Source organism: Streptomyces sp. NPDC007084 (genome assembly GCF_040703595.1).
In the GTDB taxonomy this organism is placed as follows: Bacteria; Actinomycetota; Actinomycetes; order Streptomycetales; family Streptomycetaceae; genus Streptomyces.
Genome location: NZ_JBEYFY010000072.1, coordinates 1 through 17,914 on the forward strand (window position 1 = coordinate 1; position 17,914 = coordinate 17,914).

At 72.9% G+C, this 17,914-nt stretch carries 16 protein-coding genes and 2 pseudogenes; 9 read left to right on the forward strand and 9 right to left on the reverse strand.

Going from position 1 to position 17,914, the window contains the following annotated elements:
- Positions 1–608 (forward strand): annotated as a pseudogene (locus AB0912_RS32420) (serine/threonine protein kinase); the annotation flags it as partial.
- Between the two features lie 33 nt (positions 609–641).
- Here AB0912_RS32420 and tgmB read toward each other — a convergent pair.
- Both tgmB and tgmA read right to left on the reverse strand, forming a co-directional pair.
- Entirely contained in the window at positions 642–1,598 is a 957-nt protein-coding gene (gene tgmB, locus AB0912_RS32425; protein WP_366706234.1) for an ATP-grasp ribosomal peptide maturase, read from the reverse strand.
- A 16-nt stretch (positions 1,599–1,614) separates the two neighbouring features.
- Positions 1,615–1,806 carry a putative ATP-grasp-modified RiPP gene (tgmA, locus tag AB0912_RS32430; RefSeq protein WP_366706236.1) on the reverse strand — a complete coding sequence of 64 codons (192 nt, stop codon included), beginning with the start codon at positions 1,804–1,806 and terminating at the stop codon, positions 1,615–1,617.
- Positions 1,807–2,068: 262 nt separating this feature from the next.
- On the opposite strand from tgmA, the gene AB0912_RS32435 reads away from it, so the two are divergent.
- Positions 2,069–3,085, forward strand: a complete 1,017-nt coding sequence (locus tag AB0912_RS32435) for a hypothetical protein (protein WP_366706290.1) — start codon at positions 2,069–2,071, stop codon at positions 3,083–3,085.
- 172 nt (positions 3,086–3,257) lie between these two features.
- Here AB0912_RS32435 and AB0912_RS32440 read toward each other — a convergent pair whose 3' ends face one another.
- Together AB0912_RS32440 and AB0912_RS32445 are read right to left on the reverse strand one after the other, a co-directional pair.
- On the reverse strand, positions 3,258–4,409 hold the full coding sequence (locus AB0912_RS32440) for an NAD(P)/FAD-dependent oxidoreductase (RefSeq protein ID WP_366706238.1): 1,152 nt from the start codon (positions 4,407–4,409) through the stop codon (positions 3,258–3,260).
- Between the two features lie 111 nt (positions 4,410–4,520).
- Positions 4,521–5,264, reverse strand: coding sequence for a TetR/AcrR family transcriptional regulator (locus AB0912_RS32445; protein ID WP_366706240.1), 744 nt, complete (start codon positions 5,262–5,264; stop codon positions 4,521–4,523).
- 260 nt (positions 5,265–5,524) lie between these two features.
- Between AB0912_RS32445 and AB0912_RS32450 the strand changes: the two are divergent.
- Positions 5,525–6,070, forward strand: a pseudogene (locus tag AB0912_RS32450) (DUF2238 domain-containing protein); the annotation flags it as partial.
- Between the two features lie 225 nt (positions 6,071–6,295).
- On the opposite strand, the gene AB0912_RS32455 reads toward AB0912_RS32450, so the two are convergent.
- The 3 genes from AB0912_RS32455 to AB0912_RS32465 all read right to left on the reverse strand — a co-directional run bounded on the left by AB0912_RS32455 (position 6,296) and on the right by AB0912_RS32465 (position 8,591).
- A complete protein-coding gene (locus AB0912_RS32455; RefSeq protein ID WP_366706242.1) occupies positions 6,296–7,279 on the reverse strand; it encodes an aldo/keto reductase in 984 nt (327 codons plus the stop codon).
- 323 nt (positions 7,280–7,602) lie between these two features.
- Positions 7,603–8,436: a DUF1206 domain-containing protein gene (locus AB0912_RS32460; RefSeq protein ID WP_366706244.1), complete on the reverse strand. Its 834-nt coding sequence runs from the start codon at positions 8,434–8,436 to the stop codon at positions 7,603–7,605.
- Positions 8,433–8,591, reverse strand: a complete 159-nt coding sequence (locus AB0912_RS32465) for a hypothetical protein (protein WP_366706246.1) — start codon at positions 8,589–8,591, stop codon at positions 8,433–8,435. Before AB0912_RS32465 ends, AB0912_RS32460 begins: the two co-directional genes overlap by 4 nt.
- A 238-nt stretch (positions 8,592–8,829) precedes the next feature.
- Between AB0912_RS32465 and AB0912_RS32470 the strand changes: the two genes are divergently transcribed.
- From AB0912_RS32470 to AB0912_RS32490, 5 genes are all read left to right on the forward strand, one after another.
- A complete protein-coding gene (locus AB0912_RS32470; protein WP_366706248.1) occupies positions 8,830–9,753 on the forward strand; it encodes a MurR/RpiR family transcriptional regulator in 924 nt (307 codons plus the stop codon).
- A 316-nt stretch (positions 9,754–10,069) separates the two neighbouring features.
- Positions 10,070–10,453: a hypothetical protein gene (locus tag AB0912_RS32475; protein WP_366706250.1), complete on the forward strand. Its 384-nt coding sequence runs from the start codon at positions 10,070–10,072 to the stop codon at positions 10,451–10,453.
- Positions 10,454–10,568: 115 nt separating this feature from the next.
- The gene (locus tag AB0912_RS32480; protein ID WP_366706252.1) at positions 10,569–10,886 is read left to right on the forward strand and encodes a YkvA family protein; all 318 of its coding nucleotides are present in this window, start codon (positions 10,569–10,571) and stop codon (positions 10,884–10,886) included.
- A gap of 123 nt (positions 10,887–11,009) precedes the next feature.
- Entirely contained in the window at positions 11,010–12,419 is a 1,410-nt protein-coding gene (locus AB0912_RS32485) for a CAP domain-containing protein (protein ID WP_366706254.1), read from the forward strand.
- Positions 12,420–12,728: 309 nt separating this feature from the next.
- Complete coding sequence (locus AB0912_RS32490) at positions 12,729–13,994, forward strand: serine hydrolase domain-containing protein (protein WP_366706256.1); 1,266 nt, start codon at positions 12,729–12,731, stop codon at positions 13,992–13,994.
- Here AB0912_RS32490 and AB0912_RS32495 read toward each other — a convergent pair.
- Entirely contained in the window at positions 13,981–16,377 is a 2,397-nt protein-coding gene (locus tag AB0912_RS32495; protein WP_366706258.1) for a glycosyl hydrolase family 65 protein, read from the reverse strand. The two genes, AB0912_RS32490 and AB0912_RS32495, sit on opposite strands and share 14 nt — an antisense overlap.
- Positions 16,374–17,123, reverse strand: coding sequence for a beta-phosphoglucomutase family hydrolase (locus AB0912_RS32500; protein WP_366706260.1), 750 nt, complete (start codon positions 17,121–17,123; stop codon positions 16,374–16,376). The genes AB0912_RS32495 and AB0912_RS32500 overlap by 4 nt, the downstream gene beginning before the upstream one ends.
- Positions 17,124–17,247: 124 nt before the next feature.
- Between AB0912_RS32500 and AB0912_RS32505 the strand changes: the two genes are divergently transcribed.
- Positions 17,248–17,877 (forward strand): nucleoside/nucleotide kinase family protein, encoded by a 630-nt coding sequence (locus AB0912_RS32505; RefSeq protein WP_366706262.1) that lies wholly within the window; start codon positions 17,248–17,250, stop codon positions 17,875–17,877.
- Positions 17,878–17,914: the final 37 nt, after the last annotated feature.

Below are 17,914 nucleotides of genomic sequence, written 5' to 3' on the forward strand. Positions count from 1 at the left end.
GCGCGCTGCCGCCGGGCCCGCTCCCCACGGCGCCCGTCCCGCCGTCGGACCACGCGCCGTCGAGCCCCGCGCCGTCCGGCCGTACGCCCTCGGGCTCAGGCTCGGGCTCAGCGTCCCCCTCCGAGGGCGCGCGTGGCGGGCTTCCGGCCGGTTTCGTCACCTACCGGGCGGCCCAGGGTTTCTCTGTCGCCCTTCCCCGGGGCTGGCGTCCCCTGGACACGCAGACGTCCGGCGACCTCTCGTACCGGGTCACCTTGGGCGCCGACGGTGACCCGCGCACCCTGGCCGTCACGTACAGCACGCGGCTCGGTCCTGACCCGGTCGCCGTGTGGAGCGAGCTGGAGCCGGCCCTGCGCGCCGAGACCGCCGGGTACCAACGGGTGGGCGCCATCAGGGCCGTGACCACGCGGGGGCTGAAGGGCGCGGACATGGAGTGGTTCTCGGGGACGGGCGGGGAGCGGCTGCGTACGTTCGGCCGCGGTTTCCTCGTCGGCGGTCACCGGGGTTTCTCCCTGCGCTGGACGACGCCCGCGGCGGACCGGGGCACGGCTGCGGACCGGCGGGCGCTGGACGCGGTCCTCACGTCCTTCCGGCCACCGGTCTCCTGATCCGACATCGTCAGGCGGTCAGCTCACGGTCCGTCAATGTCCCTCCGGGATACGGAAGTCGGGTCTTCGCAGCGCGAGCCACAGCGCGACCTCCTCGGCGATGGGCTGACCGGTCTCCAGTTCGACGAAGCCGAACTGGCCGCCCTGGTTGCACTCCAGGAACCACCACACCCCGTCCGCGTCCTCGGCGAAGTCGAAGGCGGCGTAGGCGAGTCCGGTGTGGACGAGGTATTCGTGGACCGCGCGGGCGATCCGGCCGGGCACCGAGGCGAGCGGCTCCCACCCGTTGCCCGTCTCGCCGAACCGGCCGTCCACCTGGCCGGGTTCGGCGGTCTTGCGGGCGGCGAACATCCGGTTGCCGACCGCGGTGAGGCGGATGTCGGCGCTCTTGGGGATGTAGCGCTGGAGCAGCGCCGGACCGGCCGCCACGCCGGAGAAGTCCGCGTCCGGTCCGACGAGCGTGGTCGGCAGGGCCACCCGGGGTTCGCCGGGCGGCGGCCCCGAGGCGGACTTCACCACCACGTCGCGGTACTCCTCCACGAACTGCTGGGCCACCCGGGGCGCGGTCGTGATGACCGTGGGCGGCACGGCGAAGCCGCTGCTGTGGGCCACCCGCAACTGCCAGGGCTTGTGCCGCGCCTGTTCGGCGCGGCGCGGGTGGTTCATCCAGCGGGTGGAAGCGGAATAGAGCATGCCGAACAGGGCCTGCCGCGTCTCGGCGGTGAGCCACGCGGAGGGCTCGGCGGCGTGCGCGGCCGGCTCGCCCGGCCTGCGCACCCATACGGAGCGCAGGCCTCCCATGCTGAGCACATGGCCGTTGACCGACAGATAGCCGTCGAAGTCACCGTGGGCGTAGTCGGCGGAGAGCACCGCCTTGCCGGGCAGGTCGGCAGGGTCGAGGCGCACCATGGGCACGCCCCGCTCATGCAGCTTGGCCACCACCATGTCGGCGGTGACGTCCTGCTCGGCCGTGAGGATGAGAACCGTCATGGCGCGCGGACTTCCGTCAGTCGTCGAAGTGCGTCTGGGAACCGGCCGTCGACGTCGTGGTGCCGGTCGCGAGCAGCAGCGCGCGGTCGGTGACGGCCGGACGGCCGTCCGGCAGCACGTTCAGTTGCTGGGCCGTGTCGAAGTGGTACGGGGGTATCGCGGCCGACTGCCCTGAGGGCAGGGCGTAGTTGAGAGTGAACGGTCGCACGAAAAAACCTCCCGCGGTCGCACGGTGCTCGGCTCTCTCCCGTACGTGACACGGCCGTAAGGAATTCATCACTTTCCGCCACATCGGGGTGAAGGCCATCACATCGCATCGTTTCTGGCTTACTTGTTTCGGATTTACTTGGTGTCCGTTTGGTTCCACTCCGCGCGCGCTTCCTTGGTTCCACGCAGAGCTTGGGCCAATGCTTCATTCTCCGTGACATCAACGCCCCATCATCCCAGGAGAGTTCCCGGTGACCGTTGCCATCGCCCCGACCGAAGAATCCGTCGAGCGCCCCGAGGTGCCGAACCCCGTCGAACGGGACGCCCAGGCCTTCGGCGCCTACGCGCGGACCGGCGGCTGGGCCTTCGGGCTCAAGGTGGCGCGCAGCGTCCGCCCCGGCGGTCAGCCGGCGGACGAGACGCCCAAGGTGTCCGCGAAGGAGTTCGCCGAACTCGCGGGCTGCTCCCCCGAGCGCGTGATGCGCTACTACAAGGCGTGGGACCGGGCCGCCGACGACGGTCTGGTGCCGCACTTCGAGATCCTGCTGCCCGGCCAGGACATCGAACTGCCGGACGCCGAGGTCTGGTCCTCGTACTACGTGTCGCGTTCCAGTGCCGCGTCGGAGCGCGGCACCGCCATCAGCGAGGCCGCCGAGGCCGAGGGCATCCGTCCCACCAAGGCCCTGGAGGTGGCGGAGAACCCGACCGCGCTGCGGGCCGCCATCCTCGCCGACCCGTCCACGGCCCAGGCCGCGCGGGCCGCGCTCCTCGACCGGGTGAAGGAGGACCCGGCGCTCCAGACCGAGCTGGCCCGTGACATCGCCCGCACGGACGAGCTGAAGAAGGCGGTCGCCACCGAGAACAGGGCCGCCGACCGCATCGGCTACGTACGCCAGATCGCGGAGAAGGGGCAGATCAAGACGCCGGCGGGACAGACCCTGGACGCTCCGGCCGAGCTGCGCTCCGAGGCCGAGCGGCACCTGTCCCTGCTCGACGAACTGGACGAGGGCGAGGACTCGGGCGAGTGGGCGACCGAGGCGTACGACACGATGAAGAACCTCGTCGTGGAGACGGTGGAGGCCGACCCCGAACTGCGGGTCCAGGAGCGGCGGACGAAGTTCTACAACAGTCTGCAGAAGGCGACGAAGGTCTTCGAGGAGCTGACCTTCGACGACGCCGACGACATCTACGAGGACGACATGGTGCAGCGCCTGGAGGAACTCCAGCAGGCGATCGGCACCGCCATCGCGGCCCTGCGCGGGGCGGCGGCCCGGGACTGACGACGACAGGACGGCCGCGCGGGAGGAACACTCCCGCGCGGCCGTGCGCTTCCTCCGGCCGGGGCACACGCCGGCCTACCGAGGGCGAGCCGTAGCCCACCGAGGGCGAGCCGTAGTCCAGCGAGGGCGAGCGGCGGCCCGGCTGGGCCGGTCACGGACGTCTGCCGGTACGTCAGGCGCCGTCGCGGCCGTAGGAGTCCATGAGGTCGATGAGGCTCTGCGGCGTGCCGGGGCCGAAGCAGACCTCCAGGTTGGCCGCGGACTCGGCGGCGGCCTGCTCCGAACGGGGGAACAGCGCCTCCTCGTAGGCGGTCAAGGCTTTCTCGACGTCGTCCGGGTGGGCGGCGATCGCCTGCGCGAGTTCGGCGCCGTCCAGCATCGCGAGGTTGGCGCCCTCACCGGCGAACGGCGACATCAGGTGGGCCGCATCGCCCAGAAGGGTGACGCCGGGAAGGCGGTCCCAGCGCAGCCCGACCGGCAGGGCGTGGATCGGCCGGGCCACGAGGGCGCCGTCGGCCTCGGCGATCAGGGACCGCAGGCCCTCGTCCCAGCCCTCGAAGTGCTCCAGCAGGCTCCGCTTGGCGGCCTCGGTGTCGGTGAAGTCGATGGGGCCACCGGCCGCCCAGTCGGCGGGGGTGCGCAGCGCGGCGTAGGCGTGCAGGGAGCCGTCGGGGTCGCGGTGGCCGAGGAAGCCCTTCCGGTCGGCGAGCGCGAAGAGGAGACCGCCGCCGATCACGGCCGCGCCCCTGGGGTGCCGGGTGTCGGCGTCCTCGAGGTGCAGCTCGACGAACGACAGTCCGGTGTACGCCGGGGTCGCGTCGGTGAGCAGCGGCCGCACCCTGGACCAGGCGCCGTCGGCGCCGATCAGCAGGCCGGCGGTGAAGGTGCTCCCGTCGGCGAGCGTCACCTCGTGGCGACCGCCGTCGAGGGTGCGTACGGCGGTGACCTTGGCGCCCCAGCGGACGGTGCCCTCGGGCAGCGAGCCGAGCAGGACGTCGCGCAGGGCGCCTCGGGACACCTCGGGGCGCAGCTCGTCCTCGCCGGAGTCCTCGCGCAGGACCGTGCCGTCCTTGTCGAGGATGCGGGTGGCCTCGCCGCCGGGGTGGATGATCGCGCGGAAGGCGTCGTAGAGCCCGGCGGCGCGCAGGGCGGCCTGGCCGGACTCCTCGTGCATGTCGAGCATGCCGCCCTGGGGCCGGGCGGTGGGCGAGGCGTCGAGGTCGTACACCGCGGCCTCGACGCCCTTCAGGTGCAGGACACGGGCGAGCGTGAGGCCGCCGAGACCGGCGCCGATCACGGCGACGGGGTGATGGAGGGTCGTCATGGCTGTGACTCCTTGCGCTGGGCGTGCGTCGCCGTGGGGCGAGGGCGCGCGGTGGGGGTGGCCGGGGGCGGCCGACGGCGCGGCGCGTCCCCACCGGGGGGTGGTCGCCGGTCACGGCGTGTCGGACGGATGCGGGGTGCCGGGCGCGTCCGGCGTGTCCGGGCGGGGGGTGTGCAGGACGCCGTTGATCAGGACCTGGAGGCCCCAGTGGAGGCGGGCCTCGCCCGGTCCGGACAGCAGGTCGGTGCCCAGCGCGGCGATGTACGGATGCCGTTCGCCGGAGGCGCCGCGCACCGCCGCGGACAGCGCGGCCCACTCGCCCTCACTGTCGGCGGGGCCCTTCTCCCCCGCCTCCCCCACGGCGTGTTCCGCGGCGGTCGCGGTGGCGAACTGGAGCAGCGCGTCGATGCCCCAGGCCGCCCGGGACCCGGGCACCCCGCCCTCGACGAGCAGAAACAACAGCCCCTCGACCAGGTCGAGGTAGCGCGCGCCGGAGGGACGGGCCACCAGCGCGGACCGGGCGAGCCCCGGGTGCTCGAAGAGGACGTCGGTGTACGAGGTGAGGACCCGTACGAGCCGGTCGCGCCAGTCGCCGACATAGCGGACTGGGGTCAGGTCGACGCCCCCGAGCAGGTCGTCCAGCACGGCGGCGTGCAGCTCGGCGGTGTTGCGGACGTAGACGTAGAGCGAGGCCGGTCCGGTGTCCAGCTCCTGGGCCAGGCGGCGCATGGTCACACGCTGGAGGCCCTCGGCGCGCATCAACGCGACCGCGGTGCGGACGATGCCGTCCCGGGTGAGGGCCGGCTTCGCCGGACGCTCACGACGGCTGGGTCGAGGGGCGGGGTGTGCTGTCACTCCTCCACGGTAACGAACATGTTCGTTGCGAACAAGTTCGGAACGAACGCGTTCGTCCTCACGTACGCATCTTCCCGGTGAGCATCCCGGGTGAGTAGCCGTACTCATGTCCCGGTCCCGGCGCTCCCCCACCATGAGGGCACCTGAGTCAAGGAGTCCTCATGTCCGGATCGGTCCTCGCCCCGTCCACCCCGCCGCCCCCGGAGCACGCCGGTCGCCGGAGGCTGCCCGCCGTCCTGGTCGCCGTGGTCGTGCTCGGGATGGCCGCCTCCCTCTGGCGCCCGCACGACCTGACGACCTGGCTGCTGGAGACGGTGTGGGTACTCGTCGGGCTGCCGCTGGTGCTGCTGACCTGGCGCCGCTTCCCGCTGACGAACCTGCTGTGCTGTCTGCTCGCGGCGCACGCGCTGGTGCTCGCGGTGGGCGGCCACTGGACCTACGCGCAGGTGCCGCTCGGCGACTGGGTGCGCGACGGGCTCGGCCTGGACCGCAATCCGTACGACCGCTTCGGGCACCTCATGCAGGGCTTCGTGCCGGCGGTCCTGGTACGTGAGGTGCTCAGCCGGACGTCACCGCTGCGCGGCAGCCGGTGGCTCGCGCCGCTGACGGTGTGCGCGTGCCTCGCCTTCAGCGCGCTCTTCGAGCTGTTCGAGTGGGCGGCGGCGGTGATCGGCGGGCACGCGGCGGACGACTTCCTGGCGACCCAGGGCGATGTGTGGGACACCCAGTGGGACATGTTCTGCGCCCTGATCGGCGCGGTCGTGTCGGTACTGGTGCTGAGCCGGCTGCACGACCGCCAGATGGACCGGCAGTTCGGGAGCCGGATCGACGGCGGACCAGAGGCCGGTCCGGTGGCGACGGGAACCACCCTTTCGGCGCCGGAACGCGCTGCCCGTCCGGCGCCGGACCGCAGCGCTCGTCCTGCGGCGGAACCCGGTGGCGCCCGTCCCGCGGCGGAACGCGGTGGCGCCGGTCCGGCGGCGGAGTGCCCCTCTCGGGTCTGACGTCCGCCGCCGGTGTCGAACCGCGTGCTACCAGCGGCCCTCGACCTGCTCCTTGATCCTCCGGTCGTACAGCTCCTCGACGGCGTCCAGCGTGGCGCGCGACAGCTCGGGGAGCCGCGCCGCCGTGGCGTTGAGACGCGCCTGCTCGGGGGAGCGCGCCCCGGGGATCACGGTCGTCACCCCGGGCTGCTGCACGATCCAGCGCAGCGCCAGTTGGGCCGGGGTGTAGCCCTCGGGGGCGAGCGCGGCGAACTCGGCCGCCGCCTCCACGCCGGTCGCGAAGTCGATCCCGGAGAAGGTCTCGCCCTGGTCGAAGGCCTCCCCGTGACGGTTGTACGTCCGGTGGTCGTCCGCCGCGAACACCGTGTCCTTGGTGTACTTGCCGGAGAGCAGCCCGGAGGCGAGGGGGACCCGGGCGATGATCCCGACGCCCGCCTCCCGCGCGGCCGGCAGTACCTCCCGCAGCGGCTTCATGCGGAAGGGGTTGAGGATGATCTGCACACTCGCGACGTTGGGGCGGGCGATCGCGGTCAGCGCCTCGGCACACGTCTCGACGCTCACGCCGTACGCCGCGATCCGCTCCTCCTCGACCAGGGTGTCGAGGGCGTCGTACACCTCGTCCGAGGAGTACACCGGGGTCGGCGGGCAGTGGAGCTGCACCAGGTCGATCCGGTCGACGCCGAGGTTGCGGCGCGAACGGTCGTTCCAGGCGCGGAAGTTGTCGAGTACGTAGTTCTCCGGGACCTGGTCGGCCCGGCGGCCCATCTTGGTGGCGACCTCGACGTGCAGGTCCGGCCGGCCGCGCAGGAAGGTGGCGATGGTCTCCTCGCTGCGACCGTCGCCGTACACATCGGCGGTGTCGAAGAACGTCACCCCCGACTCGGCCGCCGCCTCCAGCACCGTGAGGGCGTCCTTCTCGCTCACCTCGCCCCAGTCCGCACCCAACTGCCAGGTGCCCAGACCGATGACCGAAGCATGCTGACCCGACCTGGGGAATTCGCGCTCGTCCATGCCGCCAGTCTGACACCTCGTCCCCGGGGGAACCGGACGCCCCCACTCCGCGCGTCCCACCGGCGCGCGGCGACGACGGGGCGAACGACCCCCGCCTGACGGCGTACACCGCCTGCCCCTCGGCACACCCCCCTCGGCACACCCCCACCGGCGCACGCGCGCGAAGGGCGGCGCCCCTCAGGGGAGCACCGCCCGTGTCACCGTCGTGGCCCGTGGCCTGTGGCCCGTGGCCTGTGGCCTGTGGCCCGTGGTGTGTGGCCTGTGGCCCGTGGTGTGTGGTCTGCGGTCTGTGGTCTGGCGAACCAGAGGGTCGACCGGCCAGGTCACACCTTGCGCCACCGTGCCATCGCGAAGGAGAACACACCGAACAGGATCAGCCCCACGGCGACCAGCGCCAGCAGCCACGGGCCCATCGGCGTGCCGGCGAAGGAACGCAGGGTGTCGTCCATGCCCTTGGCCTTGTCGGGCTCGTACTCGATGGCCGCCCGCACGGCGAACACGCCGGCCGTGGCGAACACCGCGCCCCGCGCGACTCCGCCTCCCACGCCCGTCACGTCGACGGCGCGGCGCACGTTCTGCGACATCTCGCCGAGCTTCAGATGCTTGTGGTACTTGCGCATGATCGCCCGGGCGGCGATCCACACGCCGGCCGCGACGAGCCCGACACCGAAGGCGCCGACGAGCCACTGGCCGCCGGGGATGCCCAGCGCCTTGGCCGTGACGTCACGGGACTGCTTGTCCCCCGCACCGCTGCCGCGCGAACCGGCGGCGAACGACAGCACCGAGTAGGCGACGAACCCGTAGAAGACGAAGCGGCCGGCGGCCATCAGGCGCTTGCTCGGCTTGTCGCCGTCCTGGCCCGCCGCGCCGAACACCGCCTCGGACAGCCGCCACAGCGCCATGCCGACGACGCCGATGCCCAGCGCCCACAACAGGACCGCGCCGAACGGCTTGGAGGCGATCTCCTGCAGGGCGCCGCCGCGGTCCGCCTGGTGCCCGCTGCCGCCGAAGGCTATGCGCAGGGCGAGTATGCCGACCAAGGCGTAGATCACGCCGCGCGCGGTCAGGCCGGCCCGGGCCGCGCCCTCGCGTGCCGAACCGGTGGCCGCCCGGCGGGCTTCGACCTGGCCGTCGCGGGCCACCGCTCCGGCGTTCACGCGGCCACCGCCCCGCGCGTCGCGTTCTCGTCCAGCCGCACCATCATCACAACCTCCATGTCACCGGTCGCCGCGCCCGACTCCCGCGGGGCGAAGAGGGCGCCGGGGGCGGTCCGCTGACGCTGCGTCGCGAGCCGGCCTCCCCGTGCCTCCACCGTCGGTTGCCCCGAAAGTTCCCCGGCAGACGCGGTTTCCCGTCCGGGATCATTCGGCGCCCCGCGCCCCGCGCCGCCTGCCCGCGCGGAGACGGCGGCCGGCCCGTGCACCTGCGGGAGGCGTCTTCCGGTGGCCGCGCGGACCCTCGGCGAGACGGTTCTCGCGCCGTCGCCCGCCCAGGTCAACACGTTCCGTGAGCTATGTTGAGGTCTCGTGGGAGAACAAGGAGGCGCACCGGTGCCATCGCCGCAGCAGGCACGCGCACAGGCATCCGCGATCACCTCGGGCCGTACGGCACCCGAGGCGGGCGCCGCTCCCACGTCCCAGCTCAGGGAACTGTTCGACGGCCCCCGGCTCTCCCCCGGCCAGCGACGGATCGCCCAGTACCTGATCGAGCACATCACCGAGGCGGCCTTCCTCTCGATCACCGATCTCGCCGAGCGGGTCGGGGTGAGCCAGCCGTCGGTGACCCGGTTCGCGGGGGCGGTGGGCTTCAGCGGTTACCCCGCGCTACGGGAGCGGCTCCAGGCGATCGCGCTCAGCACCCTGGGCAGCGCGCCGGGCACCCCGGCCGAGGTCACCAGCAACGAACTCCAGGCCGCCGTGGACGCCGAGATCGAGAACCTGGAGAACCTGCGCCGGGACTTCGCCGACCCCGACGAGATCATCCGCGTCGGCCGCGCCCTGTCCCGCTCGACCCCGCTGACGGTCCTCGGGCTGCGGATCTCCGTGTCGCTCGCCGAGTACTTCGCGTACGCCGCGCGCCGTATCCACCCGGACGTCCGGCTGGTGACCCGCGGCGGCTCGGTCGCCTACGACGCGCTGCTCCAGTCGCGGGAGGCGGGCGGCACCTGGGTGCTGGCCTTCGGGATGCCCCGGCACGCGCACGAGACGCTCACCGCGATGCGGGTCGCGCGCGGCGCGGGACTCCAGGTGGCGCTGATCACCGACCTGGGGCTCGGTCCGCTGGCCGACGAGGCGGACGTCACCTTCGCGACGGGCACGGGCTCCCGGCTGGTCTTCGACTCCTACGCGGCGCCCGTGGTGCTGTCGGCGGCCCTGCTCCAGGCCATGACCGACGCGGACCCGGAGCGCACCCAGGCGCGCCTGGAGGAGTACGAGCAGGTCGCCGAGCAGCACCAGTTCTTCCTGAAGGACTGAAAACGCTCCCCGGCGGCACGGTGTCGGGTCCCCGGCGTCAGCCCAGGCATCCCGGCATCCCGGCATCAATCGCATCAAAGCGCGCATGAATTTTTTCATGTCCTTGCGTATCCGGCGGTATATATAAATACTTCTTGCGGATCGCGACCCGGAGGCCTCCAGGTCACGACCCTGACCACCGGGGCCGTCCGCTCCTACCCGCATCGGGTCCCGGTGGCCGAGCGGGACTCGTTTCGGCGAGGCCCGTGGAGGCGGCCCCGGTCATCCCCTATGCCGGGGCCGCCCCAGAGTCCCCCGCCGACGTAACCCGGAAGCGATGAACATGGCCCTGACGTACTCACCGATCACCTCGGACTGGCCGTGCCAGGTCAAGACACCCGGCAGTTTCGACTGGGAGCGGTCGGCGGTGAAATGGCTGCGCGAGCTGGTGCCGAGCCGCTACGCGAGCTATCCCGTCCTGCACAAGCACCCCGTGCTGCTGGCCCGCCACGCCCAGCTCCAGGTGCAGCAGGAGATACGGGTCGCCCGCACCGCCCTGCAGACCGCCCGCTCCGAGCTGCCCGGCCTCGGCCTGCACGAGGGCGTCATCGAGCACACCATCAAGCTGTACGCCGCCGAGCTGATGCAGCTCCAGCACATCGCCCGGAGCATCCGTACGGTCTCCCAGGCGCTGGTCGACCACGCCGCACCCCGGCACTGACTCCCCGCCGTCCCTTGGGGAGTGTCGTGCGGATGGCCGAACCCGGGGCGATAGCCGGGCCGCGAGCGGGCACACGGAAGGCAGACACATTCCGACGAGAGCCCTGGACGGACGCATGGATACGACCTCATGGACCGTGGTCATCATCGTCGCGGTCCTCGCGGCCGCCCTGCTCGGCGTGGCGCTCGTCCTGCTGGGCCGCCTCGTCCGCACCCGCCGTGATCTGCGCCGGGCCGGACTGCCGACGGGCTCCAAGTGGGTGTTCTGGGGCGCCGTCCTCTATCTGGTGCTGCCGACCGACCTGCTGCCCGACCCCGTCTACCTGGACGACATCGGCGTCATGCTGCTCGCCCTGCGCTCGATGCGCTCGGCCGCCGCACCCGCCGATCCTCTCGCCGAACGCGGGAACCCCAAGGATCGGGCGATCCGTTGACCCTCTGACGGCCCGTGCCGTGCCGCCGCACGGTGCGCGCCTTCATGGTGCGCACCTTCACGGTGTCCGGCCGCACCGAGCGGGGCACGGGGGGCGCGGAGCATCGGATCGACGGGCGGTGGCATGAGCGAGCTGGTTCCCGGAGGCAACACACCCCTGCCGGGCGGTGCCCTGACCCTCCGGGTGCCGGGCCCCTTCGACGTGTCCGCGCTGATCACGGACGCCGGCGGCCAGGTGCGCGGCGACGCGGACTTCGTGTTCTACAACCAGACGTCCGCGCCCGGGGTCCGGCTGGACGGCGACCGCCTGACCGTGGACCCCGCCCGGCTGCGCCCCGGAGCCGACCGGGTCACCGTCGTCGTCAGCCCGGCCGATCCCGGCACACCCCTCGGCCAACTGCCCTCCCCCGCCCTGCTGGTCAGCGCGCCGGACGGCCGCGCGATCGCCCGCTTCACCCCGCCCCGGCCACAGGCGGAGACGGTGCTGCTCCTCGCCGAGCTGTACCGGCGGGGCACGGCGTGGAAGCTCCGCGCCCTCGGCCAGGGGTACGCGGACGGACTGGCCGGTGTCGCCCGGGACTTCGGGATCGAGGTGACCGAGGACGCCGACACCCCGGCCGCGTCGCCGAGTTCACCGCCCGCCCCGGTGCCGGGCACCGGGCACGCGGCGGCTCCGGTCGGCCGGACCCCGACGCTGCTTGACCTGGGGCCGATGGGCGCGGCGGCCGCTTCCGGCAGCGATCCCGCCGAGGAACCCGCCGTCCGGGAGTTCCTCGCTGCCGTGAACTCCGCGCGCGCCGCCGCCGGTTCGCCGCCCGTCACCCTCGACTCCCGGCTCACGTCCGCGGCCCGCGCCCACGCCGCCGGCATGGCGGCCGGCGGCCTGCTCAGCGCCGAGACCGCGGACGGCGTCTCCGTCTACCAGCGCGTCGTCTCGGCCGGATACGCCTACCTGACCATCGGCGAACACCTCGTCTCCGGACCGCGCACCCCGCGCGAGTTCGTGGAGTACTGCCTGTCCTCGGAGCGGTCCCGGAGCACGCTGTGCGACCCGGGGTTCGAGGAGGCGGGCCTCGCCCGGGTCGCCGACAGCCGGACCGGCGACCTGTACTGGACCGCGTTGTGGGGCCGGCCGTTCAGCCCCGCGGGTCTGGAGCGCACGGCCCGGGAGGTCATCGCGCTCACCAACACGGAGCGCGCCGCGCACGGTCTGCCGCCGCTGTCCCCCGATGCCCCGCTCACCACCGCCGCCCAGGGTCACAGCGCCGACATGGTGGCCCGTGACTTCTACGCCCACACCTCCCCGGAGGGGCGTCAGCCCTGGGACCGGGCCGCCGCCGCGGGCTCCCGACGGCGCACCATCGGGGAGAACATCGCCTGCGGTCAGCGCTCCCCCGCCGAGGTGGTCCTCGGCTGGATGAACAGCCCCGGCCATCGCGCCAACATCCTCAAGCGCGACTTCACCCACATAGGCGTCGGCCTCGCCGGCGGCGGCCGGGCGGGCACGTACTGGACGCAGCTCTTCGGCGGCTGACCCCGTCCCGGACCGGCCGATCCCGGCTGGCCCACTGTCAGCAGTCGGCCGACCTCGCCACGCCCCAACCCCGGCCAGCCCCGGCCAGCCCAGCCCAGTCCAGTCCAGCCCGCAGCCGTCGAGTCCCCGGTCGTATCGACCGGCTGCTTTCCGCCAATCCACCGATTCCCGGCCCCCGATTCCGGTTCATTGCCGGGCAATGCGGCCCGCGCGCCCGTCGAGCGCGTACAGATGGGGCGACGCCCGCATCCGCGGCGCGGTCCGGGCCGGCACGGCGAACCGGCAGACGGCACACGGGAGAAGAATCAGATGGTCTCAGGAACGGTGGGCACGGGCACGGCGTTGGGCGCGCTCCTGGTCTCTCTGCTGGCGGCCCCGGCCCAGGCCGCGGCCCCGGCGGACGGCGACGGCACGGCCTCCCGCCAGGTCACGGCGGCGCCAGCGGCGCCCGACGACGCGGGGCTGCGCGCCATCCTGCGCACCGCGCGCACCCAGGGCGCCCCCGGGGCGATGGCCAGAATCGACGACAACGGCACGGTGCACCGGCTGGTCGAGGGCGTGGCCGACCGCGCCACCCGGCGGACCATCAGCACGAACGACCGCTTCCGCGTCGGCAGCATCACCAAGACCTTCTCCGCCGTCGTCCTCCTCCAACTGGTGGACGAGGGCAAGCTGAAGCTCGACACCTCGGTCAACAGCTATCTGCCGGGCCTGCTGCCCGACAACCGGATCACCGTGCGGCACATCCTGAGCCACCGCAGCGGCCTGTACGACTACACGAACGACCTGTTCGCGCGGACCGTGCCGGGCTTCGAGGCCGTCCGCACCAAGGTGTTCGGCTACCGCGACCTGGTGAAGCTGTCCCTCAAGAAGGCCCGCACCAACGCGCCCGGCGCCGCCTACGCGTACTCCAACACCAACTTCGTCGTCGCCGGTCTGCTGATCGAGAAGCTGACCGGGCACGGCGTCGCCGCCGAGTACAAGAAGCGGATCTTCACGCCGCTGGGCCTCGCCGACACGGTCTACGTCCACCCGAGCGCCACCATCCCGGGCCGGCACGCCAACGGCTATCTCACGCCCGACGCGGCGGGCGCGGCGCTGGTGGACTCCACCCGGCAGACCGCCTCCTGGGCGCAGAGCGCGGGCGCCATCATCTCCACCCCGCACGACCTGGACGTCTTCCTGTCGGCGCTGGCGCGCGGCAAGCTCATGTCGGCCGCCCAGCTCACCCAGATGAAGAAGTGGACGCCGGTCAACGGCAACACGGCCTACGGGCTCGGGCTGCGCCGCCGTGACCTGTCGTGCGGGATCTCCGTGTACGGCCACACGGGCACCGTGCAGGGCTACTACTCCTACGCGTTCACCACGAAGGACGGCAAGCGCAGCCTGACCGCGCTCGCCAACACCTCCAACAACATCAAGGTGCTCAACACCATGTACCGCACCCTGGAGCCGGCGTTCTGCGGGAAGCCGGCGGCCAGGTCCGCCCTCCGGGGCGCCACCCGGCCCGCCGGACCGGCCACGGCGCCCCTGGAGCGGCACGAGGACATCGCGCCCGGCATCACCCGCGACTGAGCGCGGCGGCCCCCTCCCCCGACTCGTCCCGCCCGTCGCGCCGCCCGCTGTTCGGCCGCCGGTGGACGGGCTGGTCGGGGGCGGGCCGCGAGCGCTGTGCCGGGATGGGCAGGCTGGAGGGCTTGTCCGCGTCGACGGTGAACGGCTCCCGGTAGTGGTGGATCTCCAGGGGCTCCCCGCTCGCGAGCGTGTACGTGACCTCGTCCGGCCGGATCTCCACGCGCAGCCGGCGGCCGAGGAGTTCCAGGGAGAACGCGAGACGGCTGAACCGCTCGGGCAGCCGGGGCGCGAAGGCCAGGGTGTCGCCGTGGTGCCGCAGCCCGCCGAACCCGGCGACCAGCGCCATCCAGGTCCCGGCCAGCGAGGCGATGTGCAGCCCGTCGCGGGTGTTGTGCTCCAGGTCCTCCAGGTCCATCAGCGCGGCCTCGACCAGATAGTCGTAGGCGAGCCCCGGATGCCCGGCCTCGGCGGCGATCACCGCCTGGCAGCAGGCGGACAGGGAGGAGTCCCGGACGGTGAGCGGCTCGTAGTAGGCGAAGTTGCGGACCTTGTGCTCGTGGTCGAAGTACGGGCTGCACTTGTACATGGCGAGCACCAGGTCGGCCTGTTTGACGACCTGTTTGCGGTAGATGTCGAAGTACGGGAAGTGCAGCATCAGCGGGTACTGGTCGGGCCGGGTGGCGGCGAAGTCCCAGCGCTGGTAGCGGGTGAAGCCCGCGCTCTGCTCGTGCACGCCGAGTTCGGCGTTGTACGGGATGTGCATGGCCTCGGCGGCGTCCCGCCAGGCGGCGCTCTCCTCCTCGTCGACGCCGAGTTCGGCGGCGCGCCGGGGGTGGCGTTCGACGGCGTCGGCGGCGGCGATCAGGTTCGCCCGGGCCATGAGGTTGGTGTACGTGTTGTCGTTGGCGACGGCGCTGTACTCGTCGGGGCCCGTGACCCCGTCGATGTGGAACCGGCCCTGGTGGTCGTGGTGGCCCAGCGAGCGCCACAGCCGTGCCGTCTCGGTCAGCAGCTCGACGCCGGTGTCGCGTTCGAAGCCGGTGTCACCGGTGGTCGCGGTGTAGCGGACCACGGCGTCGGCGATGTCGGCGTTCACGTGGAACGCCGCCGTGCCGGCCGGCCAGTACGCGGAGCCCTCCGAGCCCGCTATCGTCCGCCACGGGAACGCGGCCCCGCGCAGGCCGAGTTGGGCGGCCCGCTCGCGCGCGGCGGACAGGGTGCTCTGGCGCCAGCGCAGGGCCTCGGCGACGGCGTCGGGCGAGGTGTAGGTGAGCAGCGGCAGGACGAAGGTCTCGGTGTCCCAGAAGGCGTGGCCGTCGTATCCGGAGCCGGTCAGGCCCTTGGCGGGGATGGCGCGCCGCTCGGCGCGGGCACCGGCCTGCAGGACGTGGAAGAGGGCGAAGCGGACGGCCTGCTGGATCTCCTCGTCGCCGTCCACCTCGACGTCGGCGCGCGCCCAGAAGTCGTCCAGATAGGCGCGCTGTTCGTCGACGAGCTGCTGCCATCCGCCGTGCCGGGCGGCGGCGAGCGCGGCGTCCACCTGGTCGCTGACGGCGGGCAGGGAGCGGTTGCCGGACCAGCCGTGGGCGACGAACTTCTCCACCCGCAGGCGCTGGCCGGGTTCCAGGACGGATGTCACGGTGAGCCGGGCGAGGTCGTCGCTGCTCTCGCTCGACATGGTGGTCCGGTCGGGTCCCTGGACGGCGTGGTCGGCGGCTGCCGCGACCCGCAGGGCGCTGCGCCGGGTGCGGTGCACCAGACGCAGCCTGCGGCCGGAGGCGAAGTGCTCCTCGGAGTCCAGCGGCGACTCCAGCGCGACCGCGGCGCGCGGGTCGCCGGAGCGGCCGGGCAATTGCTCGTTGGCCACCAGTTCGGACTGCACGACGACCCGGGTCCGGCTGTCGAGGGGCTCCACCTCGTAGGCGACGGCGGCGATGGCCCGCTGGGTGAAGGACACCAGGCGGGTGGAGCGGACCCGGACGGTGGAGCCGGCGGGCGAGGTCCACTCGCAGGTGCGGGTGAGCAGACCGCTGCGCAGGTCGAGGACCCGCTCGTGGTTGCGGAGCTGCCCGTACCGCAGATCGAAGGGCTCGTCGTCCACGAGCAGCCGGATCAGCTTGCCATTGGTGACGTTGATGACGGTCTGCCCGGACTCCGGATAGCCGTAGCCCGCCTCGGCGTAGGGCAGCGGGTGCACTTCGTGGACGCCGTTGAGGTAGGAGCCGGGCAGGCCGTGCGGTTCGCCCTCGTCGAGGTTGCCGCGCCAGCCGACGTGGCCGTTGGCGAGGGCGAACACGGACTCGCTCTGCGGCAGCAGCCGCAGGTGCAGTTCGCTCTCGCGCAGGGTCCAGGGCTCGACGCCGTACGACGTGTGAGTGATCACGCCTCCTCCGTCGGTGCGGTCAGTTCGGCCAGATCCTTGACGACGATGTCCGCGCCGTGGTCGCGCAGGGCGTCGGCCTGGCCCACGCGGTCGACGCCGACGACGTAACCGAAGTGGCCCGAGCGTCCGGCGTCCATGCCGGCCAGCGCGTCCTCGAAGACGGCGGCGGCGGACGGGGCGGCGCCGAGGTCGTGGGCGGCGGCGAGGAACGTATCGGGGCGCGGCTTGCCCGGCAGCCTTCGCTCGGCGGCCACGACCCCGTCGACGCGTACGTCGAAGAGGTCCTCGGCGCCCACCGAGCGCAGGATGTCCCGGCAGTTGGCGCTGGAGGATACGACCGCGGTGCGCAGCCCGCGGGCCCGGACGGCTTCGATGTAGCGCAGGGTGCCGTCGTAGGCCTCGACGCCGTCGGTGCGGATCATGTCGAGCAGCAGTTCGTTCTTGCGGTTGCCCAGCCCGTGGACGGTGACGCGGTCCGGCGGATCGTCCGGGGTGCCCTCGGGGATCTCGATGCCGCGCGAGGAGAGGAAGGTGCGCACGCCGTCGGCGCGGGGCAGCCCGTCCACGTACCGCGCGTAGTCGTCGCCCTTGTCGAACGGCCGGAAGCCGTCTCCGTCGCGTTCGCGCAGGAAGTCGTCGAACGTCCGCTTCCAGGCGGCCGCGTGGACCACGGCGGTCTTGGTGATGACGCCGTCGAGGTCGAAGAGGCAGACCAGGATCTGTTTCGGCAGGCCGAGCTGAGTCATATCGACAGTGTTCCCCCGCTCGCCGGGTCCAGCGGGTGTCGAGCGCCACACCCCCGCGTGTCGGTCCTCCGGCCGATACTGGGGGCATGGACACGGCTCGGCTCCGGCCCCTGTCGGGGCGCGTATGACCCTCGACGACCTGGTGGCACGGGCCGCCTCGCTGGTACGGCCCGGCCGGCGTGCCCTGCTCGGCATCGCGGGCGCTCCCGGCTCCGGCAAGACGACCCTGGCCGAGCGGCTGGTCCAGCGGCTCGGCGCGGCGGGGGACTTCGGGGTCGCCCATGTGCCGATGGACGGGTTCCATCTCGCGGACGCCGAGCTGGACCGGCTCGGCCGGCGGGACCGCAAGGGCGCGCCGGACACCTTCGACGCTGCGGGGTACGCGGCGCTGCTGCGCCGGCTGCGCGAGGACGAGGACGACCTCGTGTACGCGCCCGGGTTCGAGCGGGTCCTCGAACAGCCGCTGGCCGGTGCCGTTCCGGTGCCCCGGTCCGCCCGGCTGGTCGTCACCGAGGGCAATTACCTGCTGCTCCGGGAGGCGGCCTGGGCGCGGGCGCGCGAGCAGCTCGACGAGGTGTGGTTCTGCGAGCTGGAGGACGCCGAGCGCGTCCGGCGGCTGGTGGCGCGCCACCAGGAGTTCGGCAAGGACCACGAGACGGCGATGGCCTGGGTGCTCGGCCCGGACCAGCGCAACGCCGAACTGGTCGCCGCGACCCGGGACCGCGCCGACCTGGTCGTCCCCGTCATGCGGTGACGGGCATCCCGGCCGCGCGGCCCGCCGGGAACGTTCG